Genomic DNA, 13,209 nt, shown 5'->3' on the forward strand with positions numbered 1-13,209 from the left:
ATAATGACGTTTTGTGCCTCGGCAGGAATATTATGAGCACACTCCCCTGCTGTCTTAGGTCAGTTTTATTCAAAACCATAGTTAGTATAGCCTTTTTAAATGACTTTGTCAACCTATTTTTTAGAAAATCTTAAATAAAAAAGGAAAGCTCTTGGCTTTCCGCTAAATAGATCTGATTAGTGGCTCAAAAGCGCCTCCTAACTTAAGCCTAATGATAAGCAACTTGTGACGATTGATTGCTATAACTTAGCCCGATCAAGCTCCACAGTATCATCTCATAAATAAAGAAGAACAAGGCAAAGCAATGCCCAAAAAAGGCCTCTGGCAAAATCCAAATGACAGGATCTGTCAGCGGATCAAACAACCAGCTTGAATCTCCTACAAAGAGAATTTGATGAAAAAGGGTAAAGAACTGATCAAAGCCAATCATTAAAGCAAAGCAAGCAATCACAATTGGCAATAAGGCTGCTGCTATTAGCCCTCTTCGAAGCAGCATAACCCTTCCTTTTTTGATGCTCTGATAAAAATAGATAATGGTTGGCAACATAAGCAGGCTAAAGATCAGCTGTGTTATATGAAACAGCATTTTCACATCTGTAAAATGCTTTAGACCAGCTCTTGATGCTGAAAAGCTGGCTAGCTTTAGCTCACGAACAAAAGGATTGGTTAAGTAAGTCAGCAATATATTATAGTTGTGGAGAATAGACTTTTTGCACATCAAAACTGCCTGCTCTAGTTGCAAATAATCAACCTCAATCGGATAAAGCAGCCAAGATAAATAGATAGTTATCAAAACTGCCAGTGCTAGTAGCCAAAGCCAACTGGCAATGAACTTGCCTTTTTCAATCATAATAGCTCCCACTCATCTAAGCTAGCCAAGACATGATCAGGCTTAATTGGAAGGCTTGGAACCTCTTTTGCCTTTGTAAAGCCGGTTGTTACTAGAATAGTTGCCATATCATTTTGAATTCCTGCCATGATATCTGTCAGGTAATTGTCTCCAACCATAGCCACCTCAGAACGTGGTACCTTTAAGATCTCTAGGGCTTTATTCATGATAATCGCATTTGGCTTTCCTATAAATACTGGCTTCACTCTAGTTGCTGCCTCAAGGAGCGCATTTAAAGCGCCAGCACCTGGCATTAGCCCACGCTCTGTTGGAATATTTAAGTCAGGATTGGTCCCAATAAACAAGGCTCCTTTTTGAATGGCAAGTGTTGCAATTGATAACATTTCATAGGTAACCTCAGTATCTAAGCCAACAACAACATAGGCTGGATTTTCTGTATCCTCGGTATAGCCTGCCTCTGCAATGGCAGACTTTAAGCCAGTCTCGCCAATCACATAGGCTGTTTTGCCTCGATTCATATCATTCATGTAATCAACGGTTGCCATTGTAGCGGTGTAAATGGTTTCAAGACCTGTATGAACGTTAAATTGATTGGCTAGCATTTCCTGAACCATTTCAGGTGTTCTTGTGGTATTGTTGGTAACTAAGAGATAAGGAATACCTTTTTCCTGTAAACGCTTGATAAAGCGCTCACCAGCTGGAATACGATTTTTCCCTTGATAGATGGTTCCATCTAAATCAATTAAATAAGCTTTATAGGGCACTAATTTGTCTCACTTTCTTTAGTCGTTATAGGCTGCCATTTGATAACAGCCTGCGCATTAAGCTGGCCTAATGACCTAATCTCATGGTAGGAGGTCAGCTGCTCTAGATGATAGCCTGAGGTTATTTGAGTGCTGGGCTTCACCTCTTTGATATAGGTCAAGGTAAGGTGGCAAGGCCTGTGGTGTAATAAAAATTCATGTCCCAAAACGTCATACATCCAATCCAAATACTTACTATTATTGGCATGACCATTCATATCAATGTCAAAATAACGAACCTGATAAGCTTGAACCATAGGATCCTGAAGCTCATCTATTTTGATAGGACGCTTGATTTTCTTAACAAAGTCAGCCTGATAAGGCGCCACTAAATCATCTGGTATCATAGCTACCTTACGTGTTTTAGGATTTAGCAGGGCAAAATGAGATAAAATGGTCATGATGGCATGACCTGCCTGATCATAAATGTGAAATTGCCGGTAACAAAATAATTTATTGTAAGAAATAGCTTGCGTTTCAATGGTTACTGTTTCCCCAAACCTTGGCATACGATCAATCGTTACATCATAATCCGTAACAACCCAAATCAAGCCATATTGCTGAAGTAACACCTCATTGCCTCGTCCAATTTCAGCTGATTGTCTTGCTGATACCGTTAAGCAATGTGCTAATAAAAGGGGCAGCTTGACATCAGCCTTAACATCACAAAAATCAAAAGACAGCTTAAGGCTTTCACTATACCTTAATCCCATAACACACCTCCTAATCTAAGATAAATTTTTCAGCGACAGAATCACCTAAAAAGAGCCCTTTTTTAGTCATTCTGACAAAGTCCTTATCCTTTACCAGAAGCCCCTGAGCCTGAAGCTCTCTCACAACAGGGCCATAGCGTGACTCAAATGATAGGCCAAATTTTTCTTGAAACCGACTGACTGATACTCCTGATTTTTTTCGCAGACCAAGAAAAAGCTCCTCCTCCATCATCTCCTCCTTGGTGAGCACTTCCTCACTTAACCTAGCATTTCCATCTGCTACTGCCTTTAGGTAATGCTGAATAGGAACCCGGTTGCGGTAACGAATCCCATCAAGATAGCCAGAAGCTCCTGCACCACAGCCAAAGTATTCATCATTATTCCAATACATCAGATTGTGTCTGCTTTCAAAGCCAGGCTTGGTAAAATTGGAGATTTCGTAATGCTCAAAGCCACTGGCTTCCATCTCAGAAATAATATACTCAAACATCTCTGCTTCCAAATCCTCAGTCGGCAACTGGAGCTTGCCACGACGCATTTTGTTCATAAAAACAGTGTGATGCTCTAGGATAAGGCTATACAGGCTAAGGTGAGGAATATCTAAAGCAAGTGCCTTAGCCACATTTTCCTTGACCTGCTGTATGGTCTGTCCAGGCAAAGCATAAATGAGATCGATAGACATATTTTGAAAGCCTGCCTCCTTAAGGCTAGCAATGGTCGTATAAATCTGAGCCTCAGTATGACTGCGTCCAATCTGCTTTAATTGCTTGTCATTAAAGGTCTGAACACCTAGGGAAATCCGATTGACAGCCGATTGCCTTAATACTGCAATCTTATCCTCAGTCAAATCTCCTGGATTGGCCTCGATGGTAAATTCTTCAAGCTGGTCTAGCTGTAGGTGCTGCTGCAAATGGCTCAGCAAATAATCAAGCTGCTTGGCTGTTATGGCTGTTGGTGTTCCACCGCCAATATAAAGTGTCTTCAAGGAGTTGATCTGATAGGATTCAAATTCCTTGATCAATGCCTCTAGGTAGGCATCGACAGGCTGATTTTTGATAAATACCTTAGAAAAATCACAATAATAGCAAATTTGTGTGCAAAAAGGAATATGCACGTAGGCTGAGGTTGGTTTTTTTGACATGGTAATATTATATCATTTTAGCTCAGAAATTCATGCCAAGTGATTAGCTTTTTGACATGCGCTAGCCTAGGATTGCTTCTTTTTCACCATTCTCACAAAGGCGTGATTGCTCCCATTAGTATACTGCTCAAAGGTTGAGATTGGCTGATAGCCCATTTTTTGGCAGAGACTTTGTGCGCCTTTATTAAAGCTAGCGATATTTAGAACATAGATTTTTTGCGGATAAGTGGTGCTAGCAAAGGCTTCAATGCTGCCCAAAAAAGAAACACCATCTTCCTGACCAGTAGTATCAGGGGCCATACCAAGACCAATCTCAAGCTCTGATTCCTGTTCAAAAAAGCTGGCAAAGCCAAAAAGAACACCATTGCGAAGCACTTGAAAGTAATGCTCTCCACGCGCCTTGGGTGACAATATTGACTGATAGTCCTCAGGATCAGCAGTCATGCTATAGCACTCATAAGCTGGGCTATAGATCCAGTCATGCGCAATGATTTCAGCACTATGCTGTGTCATCGGCATCAGGTAAAAAGAAGACTCAGACAATAAGCGATGAAAGGTCTTGTTGATATGCTTTATGCGACGCCGCTGCACATCAGGCTGATCTGTTTGATAAATGTAATTAGCATAGCCCTCCTGATATTCTGGAATCATTGTCAAATACAGCTTTTGGGTCAACTCATCAAGCTGACTAGCAATCCTATCCACTCTATGCTTTATCATATTACCTCCAATTCTAATACTGCTTGATAGCATAAAAAGTGCCGAAGCAACGACACTTTTTCTAGATTAATCAAGGCCAATTTCCGCACGAACAACCGCTGCAATGGTATCAACATAATAGTCAACCTCTTCATTGCTTGGTGCCTCTGCCATCACACGCAACAATGGCTCTGTGCCGCTAGGTCTTACCAAAATGCGACCATTACCAGCCATTTCTCCTTCCATCTGAGCAATGACCTCAGCAATGGCAGGCACCTCCATAGCACGCTCCTTCATGCTGTTGTCAACACGAATATTAACAAGCTTTTGTGGGTAAATAGTGACCTCACTGGCCAATTCGGAGAGAGTTTTACCTGTCTCCTTCATGATTTTGGTGAGCTGAACAGCTGTCAGTTGACCATCACCAGTTGTATTGTAATCCATGATAATGACATGCCCTGATTGCTCACCACCAAGATTGTAGCCGAACTGACGCATCTCCTCAACAACGTAACGATCACCAACAGCTGTTACCTTCTTATGAATGCCACAGCTATCTAATGCCTTGTGAAAACCAAGGTTAGACATCACTGTTGTCACAATCGTATTTTTAGCTAGCAAGCCCTTCTCAGAAAGATACTTGCCTATGATAAACATGATCTTGTCGCCATCAACAATAGCACCATTTTCATCAACAGCAATTAAGCGATCACTATCGCCATCAAAAGCCAATCCAATATCAGAGGCTGTTTCTGTCACCAAGTCCTGAAGCTTTTCAGGGTGTGTAGAGCCGATACCATCATTAATGTTTAGTCCATTTGGATTTTCACCAATAACTGTAATGTCTGCATTTAAATCTAAAAAGACATTACGAGCTGAAACAGAAGCTGCACCGTTAGCAGTATCAAGAGCTATCTTTAAACCGTCTAAATCTGCTCCAGTAGTAACCAAGAATCTCTCGTACTTGCGCAAGCCTTTTGGATAATCAACCAAGGCTCCTAAGCCCTCCGCACTTGGACGTGGTAGGAGGTCCTCTTTGGCATCTAAGAGCGCTTCGATTTCTAGCTCTTGCTCATCAGCCAATTTAAAGCCATCACTCCCAAAAAACTTAATGCCATTGTCAAGAGCAGGATTGTGACTAGCTGAAATCATGACACCAGCACTAGCCTTTTCTGTACGGACCAAATAGGACACACCAGGAGTTGCAAGAACACCAAGCTTATAGACCTCTATCCCAACAGAAAGCAAGCCAGCAATCAGGGCTGCCTCTAGCATTTCACCAGAGATACGGGTGTCACGAGCGACAAAAACTCTAGGCCTTTCAGTCTCATGCTGACTTAGCACATAACCACCGAACCGACCAAGCTTAAAAGCAAGCTCTGGGGTCAACTCTACATTAGCCTCGCCTCGAACACCATCCGTTCCAAAATATTTTCCCATAATTTATATCAGCTAAACGCTTCCTCCATTCCATTTTCCTAGCTATTATGCTTTATTTTTTAATTGTTGTCAACTGAACGGTTACTACCGAAGGCTCTATAGAAACCTGATTTGAAACCAAGCTGACCGTTTTGCTCGTGTTTTTGGTGACGTCAGAAATATTGACCTCTGCCACCACCTCATCAATAGTTTCAAGGACCTCCCGACTACCAGAAATAACAGCGGTCTGCTTGGAGAGCTTATACTGGATATCTGACAGACTGTCATCCATTAGTCCAACTGCCTCGACTCGAATAGGAACTGATTTGGTGATTTTTTTGACAGAAACTGACAAATTAGCCTTGGCTGGATCGATCGCACTAGCTAAGATGGTACCATCGGCAGCTACTGCCTGCAGGGTTACTCGGCTGCTATAATTAGCATCTAGCACCTGATCATCAGGTAATTTAGCGACAACATGATCTATCAAAGCAATAGTAGACTCATCACTTGTGACCTCAACCTTGTCAATACCTGTTTCAATTTTGCTAATCTCATAGCCCTTAGCCAGCTGCTTACTATCGACGCTGCCACGCACCGGAAAGGTCTTTGTTTTCTTATTTCCAATCGTTACCGAAATCTTATCAGGAGAAACAGTTGCTGTCACACCAGTAGGTAGATTGATAACCTTTAGGGTCACCGTTGCAGTACCTGGCTTACTCTTTGTTAGATCAGCTACGATCTTAAAGCTTCTAGTGTCACTGTTTACCTCTGAATCCAGCTTTATGCGGTTGGTAGAGGTCAGATAAACCTCTGCACCGTAAGAATAGCCGCTGATGAAGTACTGATCACTATCATACTTGATATCAATAGGAACGTCCTTTAAGCTATGGGTGTAGGTTTCAATAGGGCTATAAATTTGAGAATTAGAATGGTTATGACTGCTAGAAGCAGCGGTCAAAAAAAGAATGATCGCAAAAAAGATTGATACTAAGCCCAGTCCAAGGCGACTATTTAAAAACCTCTTCATTTAGCTTTGCCTCCTAAGATTTTTTTATACCAAGGTAATGTCGCACTAGGCTCATTCATCAAATGAGTTTTGAGGACTGTCTCAAGCTCTTCTGTTGAAAGATCATGTAAAAATTGACCCTTACGAGCGATAGAGACAGCTCCTGTCTCCTCAGAAACAATTATCGTTACAGCATCAGAATTTTCTGAAAGTCCAATTGCTGCTCTGTGACGTGTTCCAAATTCTTTGGAAATCGACATTGATTCAGACAAGGGGAGATAAGCACAGGCTGCAACGATTTTATTGTTAGCTACAATGACCGCACCATCATGCAGCGGTGTGTTTGGGATAAAGATATTGATCAATAACTGACTGGAAATATCAGCATTTAGGGGAATACCTGTTGCGATATATTCTTGCAGGGTCTGCGTTTGCTCAATTGCAATCAGAGCACCAATCTTTCGTGGTCCCATATAAGCAACTGATTTTAAGAGCGCATCAACCAGCATTTCCTCATCACTCAGGCTTTGCTTTTGCAAAAATACCTGTGTTGATCGGCCAAATTTTTCAAGACCCGCTCGAATTTCCGGAGCAAAGATCACCACACCTGCAATCACACCATAGGTGATGACCTGATTCATCAGATAGGTGATGGTGGTAAACCCTATCCACTCGGCAATCACACGAATGATGATAAAAAATATAACCCCCTGTACCAAGGACATGATTTTAGTTCCTGCCAAGGATTTAATAAAACGGTAAATCAAATAGGCTACTATTAAGATATCCAGCAAATGAACCACCAGCATCAAGGGGTCATCAATTAGGCTTAGTAAAAATTTTGTGTCAATACTTGATAAATTACTCATACAATTCTCATTTCTATGTCAGATAGATACCTCTAACATTATATCACGTTTCAAGATGTTTTCCCTATCTAAAATTTAAGAACTTATGTTAAAATATTAACATGAAACTAAAGACACTACTCGCTATAGCAGCCGGAAGGACTGCGCAGCTCATTTTAAATAAAATCGGAAGAGGCTCAACCTACCCCGGACGATTGGCCTTGATGTGGGATAAGGACATCTTAGCCACACTTGCCAAGGACTATGAGATTGTTGTTGTGACAGGAACAAATGGGAAAACCTTAACTACAGCTCTAACTGTTGGTATCTTAAAAGAGGCTTTTGGTGAGGTTTTGACCAATCCAAGCGGTGCCAATATGATAACAGGGATTACCTCTACCTTTTTGTCTGCGAAAAAGAACAAATCAGGCAAGAACATTGCTGTCCTAGAGATTGATGAGGCAAGCCTGTCAAGGGTAACAGCATACATTAAGCCAAGTCTTTTTGTTTACACTAATATCTTTCGAGACCAGATGGATCGCTATGGTGAGATTTACACCACCTATCAGATGATTGTTGATGGTGCTAGTCAAGCGCCGAAGGCAACCATTCTAGCTAACGGTGACAGTCCTATCTTTGCCTCAAAAAAATTGGTTAATCCTGTTAAATATTATGGCTTTGACACACCTAAGCATGAGCCACGCCTAGCTCACTACAACACTGAAGGCATTTTGTGCCCAAAATGTGAACAGATTCTCCGTTACCGTCTCAACACCTATGCTAACCTAGGAGATTACACCTGCTTAAGCTGTGATTTCCAAAGGCCTAAGTTGGATTACAAGCTAACGCAATTAACCAGCATTACCCATCACAGCTCAGCCTTTGTGATTGACAATCAGACTTATCGCATAAATGTCGGAGGGCTCTATAACATCTATAATGCCCTCGCAGCTGTTGCTGTTGCTGAGTTTTTTGGCATTTCTGCTGATCAGATTAAGGCTGGCTTCAATAAAAGCAAGGCTGTTTTTGGTCGTCAGGAAACCTTCTCCATCAACGGTAAAGCCTGTACGCTGGTTCTCATTAAAAACCCTGTGGGTGCCAGTCAGGCACTAGAAATGCTGCGCCTAGCCGATTACCCCTTTAGCCTATCTGTGCTTTTAAATGCAGATTATGCTGACGGTATTGACACTAGCTGGATTTGGGATGCTGATTTTGAATTGATTAACCAAATGGACATTACCGAAATCAACGCCGGTGGGGTTCGACATTCTGAAATTGCAAGACGCCTACGAGTGACAGGCTTTGATGAGGCTAAAATCACATCATTCGATAAGCTTGAAGGTATCATGCAAGCCATTGAAAACCAAGAGGCTGAGCATGCCTATATCCTAGCGACCTATACTGCTATGCTAGCATTTCGTGAGCTGCTTGCCAGCCGCCACATTGTCGAAAAGGAGATGATCTAATGACCTATACCTCACTACAATCTCCGGAAAATCGCGATTATCAATACGACCTTCGTATTGCTCACCTTTATGGTAATTTGATGAATACCTATGGCGATAACGGCAATGTCTTGATGTTGAAGTATGTCGCTGAAAAGCTAGGCGCTAGGGTTAGAGTTGATATTGTATCCATTGGGGATACCTTTGACCAAGATGATTATGACATTGTTTTCTTTGGTGGTGGTCAAGATTATGAGCAAGCCATTGTTGCTAGAGATTTGCCATCAAAAAAAGAGGCCTTAGCAGCCTATATTCACCAAAATAAGGTACTCCTTGCCATTTGCGGTGGCTTTCAGCTACTGGGACAGTACTATATTCAAGCCAATGGCCTTAAAATCAATGGCATTGGGGTTATGGGACATTATACCTTAAACCAAGATAATAACCGCTTTATCGGAGACATTAAAATTCACAATGATGACTTTGACGAAACCTACTATGGCTTTGAAAATCATCAAGGACGGACCTTTTTATCTGACGATGAAAAGCCTCTTGGACGTGTCATTTATGGAAATGGTAATAATAAAGAGGACCAAACTGAGGGTGTTCACTATAAAAACGTTTACGGCAGCTACTTTCATGGACCAATCCTTTCGCGTAATGTCAGCCTGGCCTATCGCCTAGTCACAACTGCTCTCAAAGAAAAATATGGCTCGATTGTTTCCTTAGCGGCCTATGATAAGATCTTACAGCATGAGACCTCAGAGGAATACGCTGATGTTAAAAGCAAGGCTAGCTTTGACAGTTAAGTCCTTCTCATAGCCTGATCAAGCAAAATAACCCTCAAAAAAGTGTCAGGACAACAATAAAATGGCTATGCCCATATACCAATGTAGCCCTCCTTCTCTCACTGCACAGACAGGCTAGAGGAGGTTTAGGCCCTATCTGGTTCAGCGATCTAGGGGTAGGTCTAGCTTGTTTGCGGTGAGCCTGTTTCGGTAGCAAAGATTGAATCCTGCTATAAGATACTCTCAAAAAGATTAACCCAAAAGCCTTGCAGCACATTTAACGTTTTTAGGGATAAGTACCGATATGCAGACACATAGCAGGAGATCTATGTGTCTGACACCAAAGGACACAAAAAACTAAAGTGACCACACTAAAAGCCACATGATACCCTTTTGATAAGGGGGCGTCATGCGGCTTTTTTCTATCTCACTGTTCATTACAAAAAGCCAAACCAGCTTCTTTTTGCATTAGGCAACAATGGCCTTTGCCACCTCTTCTACTGTCATACGTGAGAAATATTGTGTTGTGTCAATGGTTTGAAGACGCTCTAGCACATCAGCATACTCGTATTTGCAACCAATGAGCAGGTTTTCGATATCCTGCACGTCCTTAATACCAAAGAAATCACCATAGATCTTAAGATTCTTAATAACAGAATTGTCAACATTGGCAAAGGTTGAGATTTTACCGGCAGGATAGCGAACATTACGTTCAATCGTGTATTCCGGTGCCTTTCCATAGGTCCAATCCCAGCTCCCAAATTGATCCTCAGCCGATTGTTGAATCTTAGTCAGCTCATCCTCTGACAAGACGTATTCTGTCATGTCTGGATAGGTCTCTTTCATTTTCGCTAAAATCTTATCTGAAAATGCTTCCACGCTGATTTTTTCTGGCAGCTCATTTAAAATATTGGTCACGCGGGCTCGTACAGATTTGACTCCTTTGGACTCAATCTTATCCTTACTGACCTTGAGCGCATCACCAAGAACAGTCATATCCACATCAAACAAGAGACAGCCATGATGCATCATACGTCCCTTGTAATAGGCTTGAGCATTGCCACAGATTTTCTTGCCATCAATTTCAATGTCATTGCGACCTGTAAAATTAGCCTTAACTCCCAAGTCAGCCAAGGTTTCAATCACTGGCTGTGAAAAGGTTTTAAAATCAAAGGCTCCTTCTGCTGTTTTATTGGAAATAATGGTATAGTTCAAGTTATTTAAATCATGGTAAACTGCACCACCGCCAGACAAGCGACGAACCACATGAATACCATGCTGTTCGATGTACTCCTTGTTGATTTCCTGAATGGTATTTTGATGCTTACCAATAATAATAGCCGGCTCATTGATCCAGAGGATAAACAATTCATCCTCATCAACCAATTCTCTAAAAGCATAAGCCTCTAGAGCAATGTTAAAGGCAGGGTTGTGGCTCTTATTAACAATGTATTTCATTTCTATCTCCTATAGCGATAATCGTTATCATATTCTATTCTTTATTCTAATGGAAACTCTTACAAAAGACAAGCTAGAAGAGGCTAGCAAAAGCAAGGGAACTAGTCAATGCTTCCTCAATCAAGAACCATCTGCAAGCTAGCAGTAAAGCTTGATCTAACTTAAAGAGCCTTCCTTGTACCAACGAAAGAGCTGAGAAATCTTTTTCCCAGCCCTTTTTTATCGCAGCTATATAGCTAGCTTATTTTTTACGTTTTGGTGGGTTATGAATGGCTTCGCCAAGCACATCTGCAAAGGCTTCGTACATCACCTCTGAGAAGGTTGGGTGTCCATGAATTGACAATAGCAATTCATCAACTGTTAGCTCAGCCTCCATGATTGTGGCTGCTTCATTGATCATTTCAGCGGCTGCTGGACCAATGATGTGAACACCAAGTATTTCATGGTATTTAGCATCTGCAATAACCTTTACAAAGCCATGAGCCTCGTTTGACGCAATAGCACGACCATTTCCTGTAAAGCTATTTTTACCAATAAGAAGATCGCCATATTGCTCACGAGCCTGCTCTTCAGTTAAACCAACCATAGCGACCTCAGGGTGAGTATAGACCGCCGCTGGAGTGTATTTAAGGTTTGCCTTACGTGTCTTGCTGCCATGCATGGCATTCTCAGCAGCTACCTCACCCATACGGTAAGCAGCGTGGGCAAGCATTTTAGTGCCGTTAACATCACCCGGTGCATAAATGCCTGGGATTGACGTTTCTTGGTAGTCATTAACCTTGATACGATTGCGATCCATCTCAAGATTCAGCTTTTCAAGGCCATTCATCTGTGGCACACGTCCGATTGAAAGTAAGGCTTTTTCAGCAACAACCTCTTCGCCATTATTAAGCTTCAAGGTCAACTGGTTGTTGGCTTCAACAATCTCAGAGACACCAACTGAGGTCTTTATTGTCATGCCTTTCTTAGCAAGGATTTTTTGAAGCTCAAGTGAAACCTCCTTGTCCATGGCAGGAATAATGCGGTCTGCCATTTCAATAACCGTAACCTCTACACCATATGATGCCCAGACCAGACCAAGCTCAATACCAACAACACCACCGCCCATGACAGCCAATGATTTTGGCATTTCACGCAAATCAAGAATATCATCAGATGTCAAGACAAGCTTAGAATCAATCCCTGGAATATTGATGCGTGAGACCTTAGAGCCTGTCGCAAGAATAATATTGCGCCCTTTAATGGTTTGCGCACCAATGGTAACCGTTTTATCAGGATTTACCTGACCAAGGCCATTAAAGATGGTTACCTTGTTGGCTTTAAGAAGCCCTTGAACCCCACCTGTTAGCGTCTTAACAACCGTATTTTTAAAGTCAACTGTCTTATCCATGTCAATAGTATAGTTGGTTGAAGCAAGGTTAATACCGCGTCCTGCTGCAATCTTGATGCCTTCAAGGATTTCAGCATTTTTGAGGTAGGTTTTTGTTGGGATACAGCCAACGTTCAAGCAGGTACCGCCAAATTCAGATTTTTCAACGATAGCAATCTTGCCGCCCAGCTGAGCACCACGAATAGCAGCGTAGTAACCCGCAGGACCACCACCGACAACAATAATGTCATATTCATCAGCAGCAAGCTCTGCCTTTGGTGCTGATGGCGCTGCTCCTTGATCCGGTGCCTTTGGCACCTCAAGACCAGCCGCCTGTAAATCCTCGGTTGTACGCGCAACATTGACATCAGCCGCTGCTGGGCTTGATACATCGATAGCTTCACCTGCAGCTCCAATGTAGCCGATAACTTCGGTTACAGGGACTGTCTCACCTGCCTGGCGAGTGATTTTTAGAAGCACACCTGAGTCTTCTGCTTCTAATTCCATATTGGTCTTGTCTGACATGATTTCAAGAAGAATGTCACCTTCATTAACAGGATCACCCTCCTGCTTTTTCCACTCGATGATCTCGCCTTCTTGCATGTCAACACCGAGCTTTGGCATAATAATTTCAACAGCCATAATGATATTGTAAGGAACGTTCAAA

The 13,209-nt window shown here is 42.1% G+C and carries 12 protein-coding genes and 1 other annotated feature (1 of these 13 cut by a window edge); of the genes, 2 read left to right on the forward strand and 10 right to left on the reverse strand.

Features of this window, described 5'->3' with window-relative positions; translation table 11 throughout:
- Positions 1-77: a sequence feature (ribosomal protein L10 leader region), on the reverse strand (it extends 59 nt beyond the left edge of the window).
- Positions 78-208: 131 nt separating this feature from the next.
- The 8 genes from I2432_RS06395 to cdaA form a co-directional block, all read right to left on the reverse strand.
- Positions 209-850, reverse strand: coding sequence for a TIGR01906 family membrane protein (locus I2432_RS06395; RefSeq protein ID WP_012679714.1), 642 nt, complete (start codon positions 848-850; stop codon positions 209-211).
- Positions 847-1,614 (reverse strand): TIGR01457 family HAD-type hydrolase, encoded by a 768-nt coding sequence (locus I2432_RS06400; protein ID WP_012679715.1) that lies wholly within the window; start codon positions 1,612-1,614, stop codon positions 847-849. The genes I2432_RS06395 and I2432_RS06400 overlap by 4 nt, the downstream gene beginning before the upstream one ends.
- Positions 1,614-2,366 carry an acyl-ACP thioesterase domain-containing protein gene (locus tag I2432_RS06405; RefSeq protein WP_043052195.1) on the reverse strand — a complete coding sequence of 251 codons (753 nt, stop codon included), beginning with the start codon at positions 2,364-2,366 and terminating at the stop codon, positions 1,614-1,616. The genes I2432_RS06400 and I2432_RS06405 overlap by 1 nt, the downstream gene beginning before the upstream one ends.
- A gap of 10 nt (positions 2,367-2,376) precedes the next feature.
- A complete protein-coding gene (gene hemW / locus I2432_RS06410; RefSeq protein WP_138119440.1) occupies positions 2,377-3,507 on the reverse strand; it encodes a radical SAM family heme chaperone HemW in 1,131 nt (376 codons plus the stop codon).
- Positions 3,508-3,573: 66 nt separating this feature from the next.
- Complete coding sequence (locus I2432_RS06415; RefSeq protein WP_043029841.1) at positions 3,574-4,227, reverse strand: GNAT family acetyltransferase; 654 nt, start codon at positions 4,225-4,227, stop codon at positions 3,574-3,576.
- Positions 4,228-4,293: 66 nt separating this feature from the next.
- Positions 4,294-5,646: a phosphoglucosamine mutase gene (gene glmM / locus I2432_RS06420; protein WP_206158673.1), complete on the reverse strand. Its 1,353-nt coding sequence runs from the start codon at positions 5,644-5,646 to the stop codon at positions 4,294-4,296.
- A 52-nt stretch (positions 5,647-5,698) separates the two neighbouring features.
- Entirely contained in the window at positions 5,699-6,655 is a 957-nt protein-coding gene (locus I2432_RS06425; protein WP_012677778.1) for a CdaR family protein, read from the reverse strand.
- Positions 6,652-7,503, reverse strand: a complete 852-nt coding sequence (cdaA, locus tag I2432_RS06430) for a diadenylate cyclase CdaA (protein WP_138119444.1) — start codon at positions 7,501-7,503, stop codon at positions 6,652-6,654. Before cdaA ends, I2432_RS06425 begins: the two co-directional genes overlap by 4 nt.
- Positions 7,504-7,604: 101 nt before the next feature.
- On the opposite strand from cdaA, the gene murT reads away from it, so the two are divergent.
- Together murT and gatD are read left to right on the forward strand one after the other, a co-directional pair.
- Positions 7,605-8,948 carry a lipid II isoglutaminyl synthase subunit MurT gene (murT, locus tag I2432_RS06435; protein WP_043040746.1) on the forward strand — a complete coding sequence of 448 codons (1,344 nt, stop codon included), beginning with the start codon at positions 7,605-7,607 and terminating at the stop codon, positions 8,946-8,948.
- Positions 8,948-9,736: a lipid II isoglutaminyl synthase subunit GatD gene (gene gatD, locus I2432_RS06440; protein ID WP_111692545.1), complete on the forward strand. Its 789-nt coding sequence runs from the start codon at positions 8,948-8,950 to the stop codon at positions 9,734-9,736. The genes murT and gatD overlap by 1 nt, the downstream gene beginning before the upstream one ends.
- A gap of 447 nt (positions 9,737-10,183) precedes the next feature.
- On the opposite strand, the gene lplA is transcribed toward gatD, so the two are convergent.
- Positions 10,184-11,173 (reverse strand): lipoate--protein ligase, encoded by a 990-nt coding sequence (lplA, locus tag I2432_RS06445; protein ID WP_138119446.1) that lies wholly within the window; start codon positions 11,171-11,173, stop codon positions 10,184-10,186.
- Positions 11,174-11,414: 241 nt separating this feature from the next.
- On the reverse strand, positions 11,415-13,184 hold the full coding sequence (gene lpdA, locus I2432_RS06450) for a dihydrolipoyl dehydrogenase (RefSeq protein ID WP_196819653.1): 1,770 nt from the start codon (positions 13,182-13,184) through the stop codon (positions 11,415-11,417).
- Between the last annotated feature and the right edge of the window lie 25 nt (positions 13,185-13,209).

This window comes from Streptococcus equi subsp. zooepidemicus, from assembly GCF_015689395.1.
In the GTDB taxonomy this organism is placed as follows: Bacteria; Bacillota; Bacilli; order Lactobacillales; family Streptococcaceae; genus Streptococcus; species Streptococcus equi.